The sequence below is a fragment of the Corynebacterium efficiens YS-314 genome (genome assembly GCF_000011305.1).
GTDB lineage: Bacteria > Actinomycetota > Actinomycetes > Mycobacteriales > Mycobacteriaceae > Corynebacterium > Corynebacterium efficiens.
In genome coordinates, this window is sequence record NC_004369.1 from 626956 (window position 1) to 645407 (window position 18452).

The 18452-nt window shown below is 65.0% G+C and carries 18 protein-coding genes; 14 read left to right on the forward strand and 4 right to left on the reverse strand.

Annotation, left to right across the window (positions count from 1 at the left end; translation table 11 throughout):
* Positions 1-10 precede the first annotated feature (10 nt).
* Positions 11-211: a hypothetical protein gene (locus CE_RS14780; RefSeq protein WP_143758408.1), complete on the forward strand. Its 201-nt coding sequence runs from the start codon at positions 11-13 to the stop codon at positions 209-211.
* 26 nt (positions 212-237) lie between these two features.
* On the opposite strand, the gene CE_RS03115 is transcribed toward CE_RS14780, so the two are convergent.
* Positions 238-1095 (reverse strand): dienelactone hydrolase family protein, encoded by an 858-nt coding sequence (locus CE_RS03115; RefSeq protein WP_035109806.1) that lies wholly within the window; start codon positions 1093-1095, stop codon positions 238-240.
* Between the two features lie 136 nt (positions 1096-1231).
* On the opposite strand from CE_RS03115, the gene alr reads away from it, so the two are divergent.
* From alr to groL, 10 genes are all read left to right on the forward strand, one after another.
* Positions 1232-2335 carry an alanine racemase gene (gene alr, locus CE_RS03120; protein ID WP_006769730.1) on the forward strand — a complete coding sequence of 368 codons (1104 nt, stop codon included), beginning with the start codon at positions 1232-1234 and terminating at the stop codon, positions 2333-2335.
* The gene (gene tsaE / locus CE_RS03125; RefSeq protein ID WP_006769729.1) at positions 2332-2835 is read left to right on the forward strand and encodes a tRNA (adenosine(37)-N6)-threonylcarbamoyltransferase complex ATPase subunit type 1 TsaE; all 504 of its coding nucleotides are present in this window, start codon (positions 2332-2334) and stop codon (positions 2833-2835) included. Before alr ends, tsaE begins: the two co-directional genes overlap by 4 nt.
* A 199-nt stretch (positions 2836-3034) precedes the next feature.
* A complete protein-coding gene (locus CE_RS03130; RefSeq protein ID WP_006769728.1) occupies positions 3035-4627 on the forward strand; it encodes an aspartate:alanine exchanger family transporter in 1593 nt (530 codons plus the stop codon).
* A gap of 140 nt (positions 4628-4767) precedes the next feature.
* Positions 4768-6024, forward strand: a complete 1257-nt coding sequence (locus CE_RS03135; RefSeq protein ID WP_006769727.1) for an alpha/beta fold hydrolase — start codon at positions 4768-4770, stop codon at positions 6022-6024.
* Positions 6025-6030: 6 nt separating this feature from the next.
* Positions 6031-6705 (forward strand): tRNA (adenosine(37)-N6)-threonylcarbamoyltransferase complex dimerization subunit type 1 TsaB, encoded by a 675-nt coding sequence (tsaB, locus tag CE_RS03140; protein WP_006769726.1) that lies wholly within the window; start codon positions 6031-6033, stop codon positions 6703-6705.
* The gene (gene rimI / locus CE_RS03145) at positions 6702-7229 is read left to right on the forward strand and encodes a ribosomal protein S18-alanine N-acetyltransferase (RefSeq protein ID WP_006769725.1); all 528 of its coding nucleotides are present in this window, start codon (positions 6702-6704) and stop codon (positions 7227-7229) included. Before tsaB ends, rimI begins: the two co-directional genes overlap by 4 nt.
* 23 nt (positions 7230-7252) lie before the next feature.
* Positions 7253-8287: a tRNA (adenosine(37)-N6)-threonylcarbamoyltransferase complex transferase subunit TsaD gene (tsaD, locus tag CE_RS03150; protein ID WP_006769724.1), complete on the forward strand. Its 1035-nt coding sequence runs from the start codon at positions 7253-7255 to the stop codon at positions 8285-8287.
* 19 nt (positions 8288-8306) lie between these two features.
* The gene (locus tag CE_RS03155; RefSeq protein ID WP_006769723.1) at positions 8307-10115 is read left to right on the forward strand and encodes a bifunctional ADP-dependent NAD(P)H-hydrate dehydratase/NAD(P)H-hydrate epimerase; all 1809 of its coding nucleotides are present in this window, start codon (positions 8307-8309) and stop codon (positions 10113-10115) included.
* Between the two features lie 192 nt (positions 10116-10307).
* Complete coding sequence (groES, locus tag CE_RS03160; RefSeq protein WP_035109804.1) at positions 10308-10607, forward strand: co-chaperone GroES; 300 nt, start codon at positions 10308-10310, stop codon at positions 10605-10607.
* 11 nt (positions 10608-10618) lie between these two features.
* Complete coding sequence (groL, locus tag CE_RS03165; RefSeq protein WP_006769721.1) at positions 10619-12232, forward strand: chaperonin GroEL; 1614 nt, start codon at positions 10619-10621, stop codon at positions 12230-12232.
* A 52-nt stretch (positions 12233-12284) separates the two neighbouring features.
* Here groL and CE_RS03170 read toward each other — a convergent pair whose 3' ends face one another.
* Together CE_RS03170 and CE_RS03175 are read right to left on the reverse strand one after the other, a co-directional pair.
* Positions 12285-13844, reverse strand: coding sequence for a succinic semialdehyde dehydrogenase (locus CE_RS03170; protein WP_006769720.1), 1560 nt, complete (start codon positions 13842-13844; stop codon positions 12285-12287).
* Between the two features lie 56 nt (positions 13845-13900).
* On the reverse strand, positions 13901-14200 hold the full coding sequence (locus tag CE_RS03175) for a WhiB family transcriptional regulator (protein ID WP_041628404.1): 300 nt from the start codon (positions 14198-14200) through the stop codon (positions 13901-13903).
* Between the two features lie 396 nt (positions 14201-14596).
* Between CE_RS03175 and CE_RS03180 the strand changes: the two genes are divergently transcribed.
* Positions 14597-15202 carry a sigma-70 family RNA polymerase sigma factor gene (locus CE_RS03180; RefSeq protein WP_197535358.1) on the forward strand — a complete coding sequence of 202 codons (606 nt, stop codon included), beginning with the start codon at positions 14597-14599 and terminating at the stop codon, positions 15200-15202.
* Positions 15202-16248 carry a hypothetical protein gene (locus CE_RS03185; protein ID WP_006769717.1) on the forward strand — a complete coding sequence of 349 codons (1047 nt, stop codon included), beginning with the start codon at positions 15202-15204 and terminating at the stop codon, positions 16246-16248. Before CE_RS03180 ends, CE_RS03185 begins: the two co-directional genes overlap by 1 nt.
* Positions 16249-16318: 70 nt before the next feature.
* Here CE_RS03185 and CE_RS03190 read toward each other — a convergent pair whose 3' ends face one another.
* Complete coding sequence (locus CE_RS03190) at positions 16319-16693, reverse strand: DUF5319 domain-containing protein (protein WP_035109742.1); 375 nt, start codon at positions 16691-16693, stop codon at positions 16319-16321.
* Between the two features lie 160 nt (positions 16694-16853).
* On the opposite strand from CE_RS03190, the gene guaB reads away from it, so the two are divergent.
* Positions 16854-18374 (forward strand): IMP dehydrogenase, encoded by a 1521-nt coding sequence (gene guaB, locus CE_RS03195; RefSeq protein WP_006769715.1) that lies wholly within the window; start codon positions 16854-16856, stop codon positions 18372-18374.
* Positions 18375-18452: the final 78 nt, after the last annotated feature.

Sequence of the window (18452 nt, forward strand, 5' to 3'; positions counted from 1 at the left end):
CGCAGCCCGCATGGCGGAATTTGAAAAGGCCCTGGCCAAGGCACAGGGCGAGGTGGCTAAGACCAGTCCGGGTGAACCGGGGCGACGGCAGGCGGCAATGTCACCACCGCAGGTCACACCTGCCAGCCCGGTGGCGCGGACCCCACAGCAGCCCGGGCGTGGGCGACCCCGTGGGCGTGGGCCCGTGCAGTCGATTCTGCGCCGGGCCTGACCACCCGGTGGGGTCATCCCCGGGGGTCAGTTGCTGTTGAGAAACGGCAGCGGGGACTCATCCTGCGGGAAGGCCTTCTCCTCCAGGTCGATACCCCAGTAGGACGTGACCTTCTTCGCCTCTGCCTCGGGATCGGAGAAGGCCTTGTAGGAGCGTTCGCCGGCCAGCTGGTGGAGGAGGAAACCGGTGAGCAGGCCACGGGCCAGTTCCTGACCGGCGGTCTGCGGGCGCCCCACACCGACGAGCAGCTTGAACATGGTGTCCTCGGAGAAACCCTGCTGGTTGCCGTTGTCCAGCTCGCGGTAGACCACATCACCACCCCACCGGGCGGCGACCTTGGCGGGATCACCGGCGTCGAACATTCCCAGATCGGCGGTGCCGATGATCAGCCCCGGGGCCTTCACAGCAGGGGCCGCATCCACACACGATGGGGAGGTGGAGGCGGGGTAGAGGGCACCGACCGCGCGGACCGCCTTCCGGTTGGCTGCGGCCAGGACCGCGACACCGCCACCCATGCCGTGACCGACGAGACCGAGCCCACCCGGGTTGACGGTGACCTTACCGGCACCGAGTTTCACACCGGCGAGGATCTGCAGGGCAGAATCCAGGTCGGCGGCGAACCCACGGTGATCCGGGAGGAAACCGGTTTCCGTGTTGGGTGCGGCCACAGCGATACCCCAGCTGGCCAGGTGACGCAGCGTCTGATGGTAGTGCTTGATCGGTTTCATCCAGTCGTGACCGAAGGCCACGCCGGGTACACCATTGCCCTCGGCGGGGGTGTAGATCTTGCCGGGAAGCCCCGCATAATCAAGGTCACCGACCATGACCCGGTGCGGTCCACGCTTGGACAGCTTTGACAGATGTTTTTTCAGATTCTCAGCCACACGGTCAAGAATAGTGGAAAGCGTCACCCCGGACGGCAGGATGATCCGACCCGGGTGTGCCACCGGTGACCGGAACCCGCCACAACGGTGTCCCTTCCGTTGGAGTGACAGGGAGGTGGTGGCACAATGAGAAACCATGAATCTGCTCACCACCCGCATCGATCTGGACGCCATCGCCCACAACACCCGTCTGCTGAAGAACCGGGTGGGCGCGGCGAAACTGATGGCGGTGGTCAAGGCGGACGGGTACAACCACGGCATGGACCGGGTCGCCCCGGTCATGGCGGCCAACGGTGCGGATGCGTTCGGGGTGGCCACCATCGCCGAGGCCCTGGCATTGCGCGCCACCGGCATCACCACGCCGATCCTGTGCTGGATCTGGTCCCCGGAACAGGACTGGGCTGCCGCCGTCGAGGCGGGCATCGACCTCGCGGTGATCTCCCCGCGGCACGCCCGGGTGCTTGTCGACGCACCCCCCACCTCCCGGGCCATCCGCGTCAGCGTCAAGGTGGACACCGCGCTGCACCGTTCCGGTGTGGATGAACAGGACTGGGACGCGGTGTTCACCCTGCTCCGCGACTGCGGGCACATCGAGGTCACCGGGTTGTTCACCCACCTGTCCTGCGCCGATGAACCCGGCAACCCGGAGACCGACCACCAGGCGGAGACCTTCCGGCGGGCCATCGACCGGGCCCGCGCCCTGGGCCTGGAGGTGCCGGAGAACCACCTGTGCAATTCCCCGGCCACGCTCACCCGCCCGGATCTGCACATGGACATGGTCCGCCCGGGTGTGGCCCTGTACGGTCTGGAACCCATCCCGGGCCTGGACCATGGTCTGCGGCCGGCGATGACGTGGGCGGGGGCGATCACCGTCGTCAAGCCCATCAGAAAGGGTGAGGGGACCTCCTACGGGCTGACCTGGCGCGCCGAGGCGGACGGGTTCGTGGCGGTGGTGCCGGCAGGCTATGCCGACGGTGTGCCCCGTGCGGCCCAGGATCACCTGCGGGTCCACGTCAACGGTCATGACTACCCACAGGTGGGGCGGGTGTGCATGGATCAGTTCGTCATCTTCCTGGGTGATAATCCCCACGGCGTGACCGCCGGTGATGAGGCGGTCATCTTCGGCGGCACCGGCATGTCCGCCACCGAGCTTGCCGACGCCCTGGCCACCATCAACTATGAGGTCATCTGCCGGCCCACCGGCCGCACAGTCCGCGACTACACAGGAGAAGGCAAATGAAACCCGATTTCCCCGCATCCGGTACCCGACGCCTCGACACCGCGGCGCAGACCCAGGCTTTCGGGGAGGAACTCGGCCGGGCCCTGGAGGCCGGGGACGTGGTGGTCCTCGACGGCCCCCTCGGTGCCGGCAAGACCACCTTCACCCAGGGGCTGGCCCGGGGCATGCAGGTCAGGGGCCGGGTCACCTCACCGACCTTCGTCATCGCCCGGGAACACCGCTCCGAGGTCGGTGGCCCCACCCTCATCCACCTGGATGCCTACCGCCTGCTGGGGGAGGACCCGGACGATGTGGATTCCGACCCGATCGGCGCCCTGGACTCCCTCGACCTGGACACCGACCTGGACACCGCCGTGGTGGTGGCGGAATGGGGTGGGGGACTGGTGGAGCAGATCACCGAGTCCTACCTGCTGATCTCCATCGACCGGGAGACCGCCGTGACCGAGGACCCGGAGTCAGAGGCCCGCATCTTCACCTGGCAATGGAGAAGCAGGCACTGAACTGAGGCGCTGACCAGTCCTTTCCCACCAGGGTTTCTGTATCTGTTGTTTTATGTCCGGTGCTGCGGGATCATTGAGTCAATGGAGTTAATGGCGGATGCGCCCCCAGGACCCGTGACCACGGTGGAGTAGAGATCATGGGATACCCGGAGGAATCTCCGCGGTGAGAATCCGCTGATCTCGAAGGAGTGGTCCCAACGTGCTTGATTTCCTTGCGGCAAACCCACTGATCGCCCTGGCGGTGATCCTCGCGGTGGGTCTGGCCATCGGTCGGATCTCACTATTCGGGGTGTCCCTCGGTGCCGCGGCCGTGTTGATCGTGGCGCTGGTGGTCTCCACCCTCAACCCGGACATCCAGATCCCGGCCTTCGTGTTCCAGCTGGGTCTGGCCATGTTCGTCTATGTCATCGGCATCTCGGCGGGCCCGGCCTTCTTCCGGGAGTTCCGCTCGCGGGGATGGAAACTCACGCTTTTCATGATCACGCTGCTGGTATCCCTGACAGCCCTGGCCTGGGTTCTCATCCGGGCCTTCGGACTGGGGGCCGGGGCGGGCGCCGGCATGTTCGCCGGCTCGCTGACCTCCACGCCGGGTATGGCCGCGGTGGTCGCACTCATGGACCCAGCCCAGGCCGGTGACCCCGTCATCGGGTACTCCCTGGCCTACCCCGGTGCCGTGCTGGGTTCCATCCTGGTCGCGGCGGTGGGCGCGAAACTGCTCAAGGTCAACCACACCGAGGATGCCCGCGAGGAGGGACTGGTCACCGAACCCCTGGTGTGGAAGGGCGTGCGTATCGGGGAGGGGATCAGCGGCACCATCGGAGACCTGCCCCGGTTGTCGGGTCAGCAGATCATCGCCACCCGCATCGTGGAGGATCCCCATGAACACCGCCTGGCGGATCCGACGCTGCCCATCAAACCCGGCATGGAACTGGTCATCAACGGCACCGTCAACGCGGTCGACCGGGCGATCGCCGCGCTGGGGGGTGAATGCGACACCAAGATCGAGGACACCGAACTGGTGTACTCCCGGTTCACTGTCTCCAACCCGGACATCGTCGGACGCACCGTCGCGGAACTGGATCCGGTGGCCAACGGATTCATGATCGCGCGTATCCGGCAGGGGGACACCGAGATCGTCCCGCACCGGGACACCGTGCTCAACTACTCCGACCGCGTCCGCGTGGTCGCCGCACCGGGACGCATGGGCGAGGTACGACGCTTCCTCGGCGACTCCGAGAAGGCCCTGGGGGATGTCAACCTGCTGCCGTTCGCCATCGGACTGTCCCTCGGCCTGCTGCTGGGGGCGATCCCCGTCCCGCTGCCCGGGGACACCACGATGTACCTGGGTTTCGGTGGTGGACCCATCGTCGCCGGTCTCATCCTCGGTGCCCTCAACCGCACCGGGCCCATCACCTGGCAGCTGCCCTTCCACGCCAACAGGACCATCTCCACGCTGGGGCTCGCGCTGTTCCTGGCCGGTGTGGGTACCTCCGCCGGTGCGGGTTTCCGTCAGGCACTGACCGATCCGCAGTCCTTCGTCTACATGGGGGTGGGCTTTGCCATCACCGTCACCTCGGCGCTGGTGTGCGCCGTGGTGGGCATGTGGCTGCTGAAATTGAAATGGGATGAATCCATGGGCGTGGCCGCCGGCGCCACCACCAACCCGGCGATCATCTCCTACCTCAATGACCAGACCGGCACGGACCTGGCCAACCGTGGGTATGCCACGGTGTACCCCACTGCCATGATCGGCAAGATCCTGGCCTGTCAGGTGCTGTTCCTGCTGTTGTAGGTGCCGGGGTTGCCGGGAGGTGATCCGGGGGCCGCCCGGGGACGGACCGGGTGGCCCGACCGGGTGGCCCGACCGGGTGGCCCGATTGGGGGCTGACCGGGGGCGGGCCCGTGTCCACCCGCGGGCGTAACCTGGATGGCATGACTGAACTGAGCACCACCCACCTCGGGGAACTGCGCCTGGACGAACTCACCCTCACCGTCCCCCTGACCACTGACGTGGCCGATGAGCGCACCATCGACATCTTCGCCCGCATCGCCACCCGGCCGGGTGGAGAGACACTGCCGTACCTGGTGTTCCTGCAGGGAGGGCCCGGCAATGAGGCACCCCGCCCCAGCCTGGAACCCCTCAACCCGAGCTGGTTGAAGGCAGCCCTGGAACACTACCGGGTGGTCATGCTCGATCAGCGTGGCACCGGGTTGTCCACCCCGGTCTCCGACCGCATCCTGGAGGAGCACACCACCGCAGAGATCGTGGAGTACTTGAGCCACCTGCGGGCCGACGGCATCGTGCGGGACTGTGAGGCCGTGCGCGAGTATCTCGGTGTCAGGCAGTGGAATGTGCTCGGCCAGTCCTTCGGTGGTTTCACCACCCTGCACTACCTGTCCACCCACCCGGATTCCCTGGATGATGTATTCATCACCGGTGGGCTCAGCGCCATCGACCGCCCCGCGGAGGATGTCTACGCCAACTGCTATGAACGCATGCGGTACAACTCCGAGCAGTACTACCGGCGGTTCCCGGAAGACCGGGTGGGCATCCAACGGCTGGTGGAGCGTGCCCGGGCGGGTGAGATCATCCTGCCCACCGGGGAGGTGGTCTCCGAATCGCGTCTGCGTTCACTGGGGCATCTGCTCGGCAGCAATGACGGTTGGCTGGACCTCCACCACCTGCTGGAGCGTGACCCCCGCTCCAACGCCTTCCTCCACGACCTCGCGGACCTACTGCCCTTCGGTGCCCGCAACCCCCTCTACTACGTGCTGCATGAATCCTCCTACGCCGACGGCGTGGTCACCGACTGGGCGGCACAACGCGTCTACCCCGAGGCCTTCCGGGAGGATCCCACCCTGCTCACCGGTGAGCACGTGTTCCCCGAGTGGGCGGACACCGTCCCCGCACTGCGCCCCTGGAAGGACGTCGCCCTCGCCCTGGCGCAGCAGGAGTGGCCGAAACTCTATGACGCCGCCGCCCTGGAGACCTCCGGTGCCACGGGTGCCGCGGCTGTCTATGCCAATGATGTCTTCGTCCCCCTCGACTTCTCCCTGGAAACCGCACGTCACCTGCCCGGGGTGAAGCTGTACATCACCAGTGGGCATGAACACAACGGCCTGCGCGCCAGCAACGGCCGGGTGCTCGCCCACCTCATCGATCTGGCCCACGGCCGGAAGGTACGCTGATTCCCCGTGTTAGTACTAGCCATAGACACCTCAACCCCGGACCTCATCGTCGGCATCGTCGACGCCTCCACCGGCACCACCCGTGCCCAGCGCATCATCGAAGACACCCGTGAGCACAATGAACAACTCACCCCGATGGTCAAGGCGGCGCTTGCCGACGCCGACCTGACCTTCGCCGACCTCGGAGCCGTCGTGGTCGGTTGCGGACCGGGCCCCTTCACCGGACTACGCGTGGGCATGGTCTCCGGGGCGGCCTTCGGTGATGCCCTCGGCATACCCGTCCATGGTGTGTGCTCACTCGATGCCATCGCTCACGGCATTGACTTCTCCTCCACACCACGCGCCCTGGTGGCCACCGATGCCCGCCGGCGGGAGATCTACTGGGCCACCTATGACAACGGCACCCGCACCGCCGGACCGGAGGTCATCGCGCCGGGGCACCTCGAATTACCCCATGAGGTGGATGTCATCTCCATCCCGGCACACCTGGGGGAGAAGTTGCCGGAGGCACTTGAGGGCGTCGACAAGCTCTCGTTGACGCCGCTGCCCGCCCACCTGGTGGCGGTCGCGGACCTGACCGCCACCCCGGGGCCGCTGGTGCCGATGTACCTGCGCCGACCGGACGCGAAGGAACCCAAAGCAAAGCCGAGATCGGCTGCCATCCCGGAGGTGGAATTATGACAGCGAACCAGTTTGAACTGCGGGAGCTACGCCGCGGGGACGCCGAACGCTGTGCCGAATTGGAACGGGTGCTCTTCCCCGGGGACAACCCCTGGCCCCGCGATGTGTTCGTGGTGGAGTTCTCCCACCCCACCAATTTCTACATCGGGGCATTCGATGATGACCATCTGGTCGCCTACGCGGGACTGGCGATGATGGGGCCGACGGAGGATCCTGAATTCGAGATCCACACCATCGGCGTGGACCCCGAATTCCAGCGCCGGGGTCTGGGACGGGTCCTCATGGATCAGCTGATGCACGTGGCTGACAGCCACGACGGCCCGGTGTTCCTGGAGGTCCGTACCGACAACCTGCCCGCGATCCGGATGTATGAGGCCTTCGGTTTCACGATCCTGGCCACCCGTAAGAACTACTACCGGCCCTCCGGCGCGGATGCCTACACCATGCAGCGACCCCGCCTGAGCGACCGGCGCGACAGTGACGGAAGCTCCGGCGGAAGTTCCGACGGAAGTTCCGGAAACTGATGCCGGGGACTATTCTCTAAACAATGATTGTCCTGGGTATTGAGAGCTCCTGTGATGAAACCGGTGTGGGCGTGGTCGACCTGGATGAGCAGGGCAACCTGACCATCCTCGCCGACGCGGTGGCATCCTCCATGCAGGATCACGCACGTTTCGGTGGTGTCGTGCCGGAGATCGCCTCCCGCGCACATCTGGAATCCATGGTGCCGGTCATGCGAGAGGCGCTGCACCGGGCGGGCATCGATAAACCCGATGCGGTGGCCGCCACCGTCGGCCCCGGTCTGGCCGGCGCCCTGCTGGTCGGTGCCAGCGCCGCCAAGGCCTACGCCGCCGCCTGGGATGTGCCGTTCTACGCCGTCAACCACCTCGGCGGACATGTCGCCGTGGCCAACCTCGACGGCGAACCCCTGCCGCATTCGGTGGCGCTGCTGGTCTCCGGCGGGCACACCCAGCTGCTCGAGGTCGAGGCTGTCGGCCTGCCCATGAAGGAGCTCGGCTCCACCCTCGATGACGCCGCCGGTGAGGCCTATGACAAGGTCTCGCGCCTGCTGGGGCTGGGATACCCGGGTGGGCCGGTCATCGACAAGCTGGCGCGCCGGGGTGACCCGCAGGCCATCGCCTTCCCCCGTGGTCTGATGAAGAAGTCCGATTCCCGCCATGATTTCTCCTTCTCCGGCCTCAAGACCGCCGTGGCACGCTATGTCGAGGCCGCCGAGCGCGCCGGCGAGGTCATCTCGGTGGAGGATGTGTGCGCCAGTTTCCAGGAGGCCGTCTGCGATGTCCTCACCTTCAAGGCTGTGCGCGCCTGCCAGGACGTCGGGGCGAAGGTGCTGCTGCTCGGCGGTGGTGTGGCCGCGAACTCCCGTCTGCGGGAACTCGCCCAGGAGCGTTGTGATGCCGCCGGCATCGAACTGCGTGTGCCCAGCTTCAAGCTGTGCACCGACAATGGCGTGATGATCGCCGCCCTGGCTGCCCAACGCATCCACGAAGGCGCTGGTGGATCCGCCCTGACTGTGGGAACGGACCCATCTTTGGCGGTTGAGACACCTCAGGTGTTCTGACAGCCTAGACTTAACCGGCATGAAGTCTGTGTTCACCGTTGACCAGATCCGCCGTGCCGAAAATAAACTACTTGCAGTACAGGACCACCCCGATGAGCTGATGATGTCGGCGGCGACCGCTGTCGCCGCCGTCGCCCGCGCGATGCTCACGCATCCGGCCGGGGAAGACGCCGGGGAGATAGCCGGTGGGATGGCCGGAGAGGTTGCCGGGGACTTCGCAGAGGAGGACATCCTCCTGCTGGTCGGTTCCGGCGGCAACGGTGGCGACGCCCTCTACGCCGGGGCATTCCTGGCCAGCGAGGGACACCACGTGGATGCGCTCCTGCTGGGCGGGGACCGGGTCCATGAGCGGGCCCTTGAGTTCTTCACCGCCGCCGGTGGCACGGTGGTGACCGGCAAACCACCTCATTATGACTACTGCCTGGTCATCGACGGCATCCTCGGGATCGGTGGACGCGGTGGCATCCAGGTGGACACCGCACAGTTCATGGAGCATTTCTACTCCGCAGGTATTCCGGTGCTCGCGGTGGACATCCCCTCCGGTGTCGATGCGGATACCGGGGCCCTCCCGGAGCCCACGCTGGTGCAGCTGGAGGGCTACGAAACAGGTGCGCCGATCGCGCGTCAGAAGATCCCGACCCATATCAATGCCGATGTGACCATCACCTTCGGCGGATTGCGCCGGGCGCATGCGGTGTCCGCGGCCTGCGGGTATGTGCTGATGTCGGATATCCGCGTCAACGGCACGGGGCAGGGTGGGCAGGGGACCAGCCAGGGAGCCGGGCTCAGCCTGGCGGAGGCGCTCCAGGAGGTCCAGTTCGAGGACGCCAGCCCCACCCTCTACACCTCCCGGGCATGGCGTGCGGAACTGGAGAATCCCGATGCTGCGCCGGTGCCGCCGGTGCCCGGGGTGTTCCCGATCGGTTCGCAGTTCATCCTGCTCGACATGGAACCCACACCCGAATCCGACAAGTACACCGGGGGAGTGGTCGGCATTGTGGCCGGTAGCGCGCAGTATCTGGGGGCGGCGGTGCTGGCATGTTCCGGTGCGGTGCGCGCGACCAGTTCGATGGTCCGTTTCGTCGGTGATGAGGCCGTGCGTGGGCAGGTCCTCGCGGCGCTGCCCGAGGTGGTGGCCACGCCGACCATCGGGGAGAGTGGGCGCGTACAGAGCTGGGTCTACGGCCCCGGGCGTGGCACGGGGGAGGAGCAGGTGCGGGAGCTGGCCACCCTGTTCGGGCATCCCGAGCCGGTGCTTGTCGACGCCGATGGCATCACCCTCATCGCCCGCTCACCGGAGTTGCTGGAGACCCTCCGTCACCGCGCCGGACCCACTGTCCTGACCCCCCACAAGGGGGAATTCGAGCGACTGGCGGATGCTCTGCGTGAGGCGGGTGCCCAGATCCCGTCCGCGCACACCGATCCGATCGGTGCGGCCCTGGCCGCGGCCCGTGAACTGGACTGCTGCGTGCTGCTCAAGGGGCGTGCCACGGTGGTCGCCACCTCGGATTATGCCTACGTGGTCAACGCAGGCCACTCCTGGTCAGCGACCCCCGGTTCCGGCGATGTGCTCTCGGGCCTGGTGGGTGCGCATCTGGCGCGGAGTTATGCGGAACTGAGCCGGGTTCCTGAGTTCATCCCGGATATGCGCATTCCGGGGACGGCTGTGTATTCAATGGTGGCTCCAGCGGTGAGCATCCATGCGGTGGCTGCGATCCTGTCTGCCCGCACCGAGTTCGGTCATGCCCCCACCTCCGCCTCCCGCATCGCAGAGCACATTCCCGCGGCCACGGCACGGGCGAATGCGAATCGGCCCCTGAACTCCTGAGGTGATCCTGCTCCCATCCCTGTTCGCGAACAGCGAACACGATTTAGCACCCTTAGCGGTTGAGTGCTGGCACTCGTGAGGGTAGAGTGCCAGTAGGTTGTTTGACACACAGTTGTTCACCCGCGACGACGGCTGTGCTGGAAATCCACAACCGGCACAACAAGACACTCTTTTCTCATGGAAGGATTCATCGTGGCAAACGTCAACATCAAGCCGCTGGAAGACAAGATCCTGGTTCAGATCAACGAGGCTGAGACCACCACCGCCTCCGGCCTGGTCATCCCTGACTCCGCGAAGGAGAAGCCGCAGGAGGCCACCGTCATTGCAGTCGGCCCGGGCCGCTTCGATGAGAAGGGCGAGCGCATCCCGCTGGACATCAAGGAAGACGACGTGGTCATCTTCTCCCGCTACGGTGGCACCGAGATCAAGTTCGACGGCGTGGAGTACCTGCTCCTGTCCGCACGTGACATCCTCGCAATCGTCGAGAAGTAGGGGACAGGTTCATGGCAAAGCTCATTGCTTTTGACCAGGACGCCCGCGAAGGCATTCTCCGGGGCGTGGATGCCCTGGCCAACACCGTCAAGGTCACCCTGGGCCCCCGTGGTCGCAACGTGGTCCTGGACAAGGCGTTCGGTGGCCCGCTGGTCACCAACGACGGCGTCACCATCGCCCGTGACATCGATGTTGAGGATCCCTTCGAGAACCTCGGCGCCCAGCTGGTCAAGTCTGTTGCAGTCAAGACCAACGACATCGCCGGTGACGGCACCACCACCGCCACCCTGCTGGCCCAGGCACTCATCGCCGAGGGTCTGCGCAACGTGGCAGCCGGCGCGAACCCCATCGAGCTGAACAAGGGTATCGAGGCCGCAACCCAGAAGACCCTGGATGAACTCCGTGCACGCGCCACCCCGATCTCCGCTCCGCAGGAGGTCGCCAGCGTGGCAACCGTGTCCTCCCGCGATGAGGTCGTGGGCAAGATCGTCGCCGAGGCGATGGAGAAGGTCGGCAAGGACGGTGTGGTCACCGTCGAGGAGTCCCAGTCCCTGGAGACCACCCTGGACATCACCGAGGGTATCTCCTTCGACAAGGGTTACCTGTCGCCGTACTTCATCAACGACACCGACACCCAGACCGCGGTGCTGGAGAATCCTGCGATCCTCCTGGTCCGCAATAAGATCTCCTCCCTGCCGGATTTCCTCCCGCTGCTGGAGAAGATCGTGGAGTCTAACCGTCCGGTCCTCATCATCGCCGAGGACATCGAGGGCGAACCGCTCCAGACCCTGGTGGTCAACTCCATCCGCAAGACCATCAAGGCTGTCGCTGTGAAGTCCCCGTACTTCGGTGACCGCCGTAAGGCCTTCATGGATGACCTGGCTGTTGTCACCAACGCCACCGTTGTTGATCCCGAGGTCGGCATCAACCTCAGCGAGGCCGGTGTCGAGGTTCTCGGCACCGCACGCCGCGTGACCGTGTCCAAGGATGAGACCATCCTGGTGGACGGCGCCGGTGACGCCGAGGCTGTGGAGGCCCGTCGTCAGCAGATCCGCCGTGAGATCGAGACCACCGATTCCACCTGGGACCGGGAGAAGGCCGAGGAGCGTCTGGCCAAGCTGTCGGGCGGTGTCGCCGTCATCCGTGTCGGTGCCGCCACCGAGACCGAGGTCAACGAGCGCAAGCTGCGCGTCGAGGACGCCATCAACGCCGCCCGTGCCGCCGCACAGGAGGGCATCATCGCCGGTGGCGGTTCCGCCCTGGTGCAGATCGCCGAAACCCTCAAGGCCTACGCCGAGGAGTTCGAGGGTGATCAGAAGGTCGGCATCCGCGCCCTGGCTGCTGCTCTGAGCAAGCCGGCCTACTGGATCGCCGCAAATGCCGGTCTTGACGGTGCTGTGATCGTCGCACGCATCGCGGACCTGCCCAACAACGAGGGTTTCAACGCCGCGACCCTCGAGTACGGCAACCTGGTTGACCAGGGTGTCATCGACCCCGTCAAGGTCACCCACTCCGCTGTGGTCAACGCAAGTTCCGTTGCCCGCATGGTGCTCACCACCGAGGCGTCCATTGTGGACAAGCCTGCGGAGGAGACCGCTGACCACGGTCACGGTCACCACCACTAAGAGGTGATGTAGCAGAAACCGGCCGGGTGCCCCACCCGGCCGGTTTTTGTGCTTATCGACGCATCACTGCCAACGCCTTCAACCCCGCCGTCATGAGAGACGCGTAGGTTTTGCGCTTCAGCGACCGCGGTCCTCGCAGTTGCAGGTACCGCTGCTCGGAGATGTTCTGCGTCTGGGTGTATTTCAGCAGGCCCTCCTCGCCATGGCGGGCGGACAGGCCGGAATCCTTGGCGCCTCCGAGCGGGGTGTCAATATTTCCCCAGGTGGCGGAGTAGGAATCGTTGATATTCACCCCGCCGACCCGGATGAGTGGGGCGGCAGCCAGGGCGGTGTCGCGGGCGGCGAAGATCCCGGCGTTGAGGCCGTAGTCGGTGTCATTGGCGTAGACGATGGCCTCGGCCAGGTCCGCAACCGCCTCCACGTACACCACCGGCCCGAAGACCTCATGACGGTAGAGCTCCATCTTTTTGGTGACACCGGTGAGCACGGTGGGTTCATAGAAATAGGGGCCCAGGTCGGGTCGGGCCCGGCCACCGGTGAGCACCTCCGCGCCCTTGGACACGGCCTCATCGACCATGCGGGTGACGGTGTCCAGCTGTTGCTGCGAGGCCAGGGAGCCCATTTCCACGTCCCAGTCGAACCCGGCTTCCATGCGGATGGACTGCAGCCGTTGGACGTAGGCATCGACAAACCTCGGGTACATCGACCCGACGACGAAGATCCGCTCGATGGATACGCACAGCTGCCCGGAATTGGAGATTGTGCCATGGACGGCACCATCGACAGCCTTGTCCAGGTCGGCGTCCTCGGCGATGATCAGGGGATTCTTGCCGCCCAGTTCCGCGGAGAATCCGATGAGGCGCCTGCCTGCGGTCTCACCGAGGATGCGGCCGGTGTTCGTGGACCCGGTGAACATCAGATAGTCGCAGTGTTCGGCGATGGCACCGCCGACCACGGGGCCCGGTCCGGTGACGGTGTGGAAAATGTCGCGGGGCAGTCCGGCGTCGTAAAGCAGACTGGTGACCAGCAGGGCGGTGAACGGGGTGCGCTCGTCGGGTTTGGACACCACCGCGTTACCGGCCAGCAGGGCCGGGATCGCATCGGAGATCGCCAGGGTGAGGGGGTAGTTCCACGGGCTGATCTGCCCGATCACGCCCAGGGGGTAGCGGTGCTCCACGGTGGAGGACAGTACCGGGATGGTGCCCTGACGACGCCTGGGCGTCAGCAGTTTCTCGGCGCGCGCGGCGTAGTACCGGGCGGTGGAGGCGACATCCATCACCTCATCAAATGCCGCCGCACGGTTCTTGCCGGTCTCCAGCTGCACCATGTCCATGAGCAGCTCCCGGTGCTTCAACACCAGGGAATGGAAGGTCCGGACAATGGACCGCCGTGTTGCATGCGGGGTGTCCTCCCACCCGCGCTGCGCCTCCCGTGCGAGCGAGAAAGCCTTATCGACGCATGACTGACCACCCTCCGGAACGTGACCGATGGTGGTCGCGTCGAAGGGCGCCTCGACGGGGATGGTGGGCGTGGCCTCGGAGGTGATGAGACCACGCAGGTGTTCTTCCAGTTCCCGGGGTAGTGGCCCGGGCGTTAAACGGGGTGGATACATACGCTCCACCCTAGAGAAGCAAAAAGACCCGGTTTGAATAACCGGGTCACTACTGTTTAAACAGCCACCGGCTGTTTGCGCTCGATCTTGCGCAGGATGGTCAGGCGCTCGGATTCGGAGAGCCCGCCCCACACGCCGTAGGGTTCGGCCACCGCGAGGGCGTGCCGGCGGCATTCCTGGAGCACCGGGCAGGAGGCGCAGATGGCCTTGGCGCGGAGCTCGCGACGCTGGCGGGCCCGGCCACGCTCGCCGTCCGGGTGGTAGAACACATCAGAGGCTTCGCCGCGGCAGGATCCCTGCAGCTGCCAATCCCAGAAGTCAGCGTTTGGTCCCGGAAGCTGGTGAGGCAATGTCATCTTCATATACTCCCTATTGAGCAAGTTCGCATTACATATGGCGGGCTGTGTACCCGAGAGGACAGTGTTGACGGCCATGATGAACACCTGGTGACCTGCGGGTGGCTGAATTATTGCCGGGTGTTGATTTGTCGGGAAACTGTCTAGTCCATACCCTAGATGACCTGCGCGCTTGGCCATAGGTGAATGTCGGGTGAATTCTTTTCCCCTGCAAATAAACCCTGCGTAAACCGGTTTTTTCGGGGGCATTTCACTGTGATGATGCCCACCAGTTAGGCTGAGGTCTCCCACATAGCACCCATGAACCGGGTGCCGTGTTGTTAGGATAGGTGGATAGCCGGGCGCTTGCTGCTGCCCGGATGAGGTGCATTCCTGCAGGCTAAATGTGTTGAGGAAATGTGTGGACCGTTCAAGAAGGCAGGAAGGTGCGTGACGGTGGTTGATTCCGAGCGTGAGCTCGCGGACCTGGTTCCCCAGGCAACGGCCGGTGATCGCCGGGCGCTCCAGCGCATCATGGAAATCATCCACCCGGTGGTGCTGCGCTACGCACGTGCACGCATCGGTGGTGGTCGCCAACCCACCCCGGAGGATGTTGCCCAGGAGATCTGCCTCGCGGTGGCCACATCCATCCATAATTTCGTCGACCAGGGTCGTCCCTTCATGGCCTTTGTCTACGGCATCGCCTCCAACAAGGTCGCCGATGCCCACCGCGCCATGGCCAGGGACAAGTCCACCCCCACGGAGGAGATCCCCGACACCGAACCGGATGCCAACTCCCCGGAGGAATTCGCACTGGTAGCGGATGGAAGTAACAGAGTGAGGGAACTTCTCGATCTACTTAGTGAGAAGGCGCGCGACATTCTAATTCTTAGAGTGATGGTGGGTCTATCCGCAGAAGAAACTGCAGAGATGGTGGACAGCACCCCCGGTGCTGTGCGGGTGGCCCAGCACAGGGCGCTCACAACACTTCGAAGCGCACTCGAGCAGCAGGAGAATAAGTAATGACCCAACGTCCCAGTGGTGGTGATCCGGATCGTCAGGACATGGTCAATGCACAGCTGAAGGAGCTGTTCAATGACGATGAATTCCTCACCGGTCTGTCCCGCGGCGTTGACCCCTCCGATGGTGAAGACGCCCTGGCAGGCCTCCTCCTCGGCATGAGGGAGGAGGTCAACGCGAACATGCCGGCGGTGCCGGACCTGTCCGTGCTGCTTCCCGACGCCGGTGGCAATGGTGATGACGTCGATCCGGGCACCACGGAATTCGCGCCGATCACCGCACCCGTGGGCGGTTCCGCCGAGGCCGATGAGGCTGGCGGAGCTGGAGGGGAGCCTAACGGTGCAGGCGTGATCCCCCTTGGGTCCCGCAGGTCCAGGCGTGCCCGTCGTGGGGCTGGTACAGGTGCCGGTGGGCGCAGGTCACATCCGTTCCTGCACGGACTGGTCGGCGCTGCGGCAGCGACCCTGGTCATTGCCGGTGGTGGCACCGCCATCTACAACGCAGATGCGGATTCACCCCTGTACGGATTGAGCACCACCCTCTTCGGTAAGACCGACAATGCCCGCGTGGTGGAGCTCGCCTCCACCCTGGAGGAGGCGGACAGCCGCACCGCCAGCGGTGATGTCGAAGGTGCCCGTGAACTGCTTGAACAGGCCCGGACCATGCTCGCCGAGATGGATGAGCGTCAGCGTAGTTCCGCTCCGCGCAGCACCCACGCCCCGGCTCCGGTCCCCGTGACAGAGACAGCCACGACCACCGCGACCGTGACCGAGACGAATGCTCCTGCGGAGCCGGCACCGGCACCAGCGCCGGAGACCGTCACAGAAACCGCCACCCGGACTCAGACCCAGACGGTTGTGTCCACTGTGGTTCAGGCACCGGCCTGGACACCGCAGCCGACCCAGACCTTCCAGCCACCCGCGCCTACGGTGGAGCCGGGGCCACCGGTCGGGGATGGTACCGGTGATGGTCCGGGTAACAGCGACGGCAACGCCAACCCCAACGCCGGTGGGGGACAGGTCGCCCCACCACAGATCATCGGCGAATAACAAAAAGGCTGTTGCCCGCACACCTCCCGATGAGGGGGTGTGCGGGCAACAGCCCTTTTTCTCTGTAGCGCTAGCGGGATTCCAGGCCGTCGAGATAACCCAGGCAGTAATCCCACGGCACGTAGGCCTCGACATTGGGCTGGACACTGGGTTCATGGACCGGGCTCAGTTCACCGGCGAGGGTGGCGCGCATGTTGGCGGCCATGATGTCCCAGTCGTAGTAGTGGAATTCCTCGCAGTCCTCGCACATGAAGAAGATCCCCTCGATGCCACGGGGTTGCAGCACCTTCTTGAATTCCTCCACCAGCTTGAGATCCTGCTGCACATGGATGCGCTCCTCCGGTGACAACGGCTCCATGTGATCGGCATCGTCGTTCAGGAAGGATGCCGGGTCGTTGGGATCGTCGGCAAACGGGTCGCGGGGCATCATCGCATCAAAGTTCACACAGGTAACCCTATTGCCCCCGGGGTGAAATGGGCAACCAGATGCCCCGCTCCCGGGGGTCGGTGGGCCGGGTGGGGAACCTGCCAAGTTATCTGAAATGAGGTTTTGGCATTAAGGTTTAGATAATTGTGGACACCAAATGAGGAGGAATTGTCGCAAAATGACCACCCAGAGCCGAGTTTCCACCGGCGGAGATGATCCGAACAAGGTAGCACTCGTCGGACTGACCTTCGATGATGTACTTCTTCTGCCCGACGCATCCGATATCGTACCGTCCGATGTTGACACCTCCACCCAGGTCACCCGCAACATCCGACTGAGCACCCCGATCATTTCCGCCGCAATGGACACCGTCACCGAGGCCCGCATGGCGATCGCCATGGCGCGCCAGGGTGGCCTCGGTGTGCTCCACCGCAACCTCTCCATCGAGGAGCAGGCTGAAAACGTCGAACTGGTCAAGCGTTCCGAATCGGGCATGGTCACCGATCCGGTCACCTGCACCCCCGACATGACCATCGAAGAGGTGGACAACCTCTGCGCCCGTTTCCGCATCTCCGGCCTGCCGGTGGTGGACAAGGACGGCACGCTGCTGGGTATCTGCACCAACCGCGACATGCGTTTCGAGTCCGACCCCAACCGCCTGGTCACCGATGTCATGACCCCGATGCCGCTGATCGTGGCTGAGGAGGGCGTGGCCAAGGAGGACGCACTGCAGCTGCTGTCCACCCACAAGGTGGAGAAGCTGCCCATCGTGGACAAGAACAACAAGCTGGTTGGTCTGATCACGGTCAAGGACTTCGTCAAGACCGAACAGTTCCCGAACTCCTCAAAGGATGCCTCCGGACGTCTGCTCGTCGCCGCGGGCATCGGTACCGGTGACGAGTCCTACCAGCGTGCCGGCTCCCTTGTGGACGCAGGCGTGGACATCCTCGTCGTCGACTCCGCCCACGCCCATTCCCGTGGTGTGCTGGAGATGGTCTCCCGCGTGAAGAAGGATTTCCCCGGCGTGGAGATCATCGGCGGCAACCTGGCCACCCGTGAGGCCGCCAAGGCCATGATCGAGGCCGGCGCGGACGCCATCAAGGTCGGTATCGGCCCGGGCTCCATCTGCACCACCCGCGTGGTTGCCGGCGTCGGCGCACCACAGATCACCGCCATCATGGAGGCCGCCGTACCTGCACGCGAGGCCGGTATCCCCATCATCGCCGATGGTGGCATGCAGTTCTCCGGTGACATCGCCAAGGCACTTGCCGCCGGTGCCAGCTCCGTCATGCTCGGCTCCATGCTCGCCGGTACCGCCGAGGCCCCCGGTGACACCATCACCATCAACGGCAAGCAGTACAAGCGTTACCGCGGCATGGGTTCCATGGGTGCCATGCAGGGCCGTGGCCTGTCCGGTGAGAAGCGTTCCTACTCCAAGGACCGCTACTTCCAGGCAGATGTCCGCAGCGAGGAGAAGTTGGTACCCGAGGGTATCGAGGGTCGCGTTCCGTTCCGTGGCTCCATCGAGAACATTATCCACCAGCAGGTCGGTGGCCTGCGTGCGGCCATGGGCTACACCGGTTCCGCGACCATCGCCGATCTGCAGCGCGCACGTTTCGTCCAGATCACCAGCGCAGGTCTGAAGGAATCCCACCCGCACCACATCCAGCAGACCGTTGAGGCACCGAACTACCACTAGTTCGTGCGGGTGCTGACAGGCGTCGTAAAGCACTGCAGGGATCCGGCAGCCCGCCACCGCAACGGTGGCGGGCTGCTT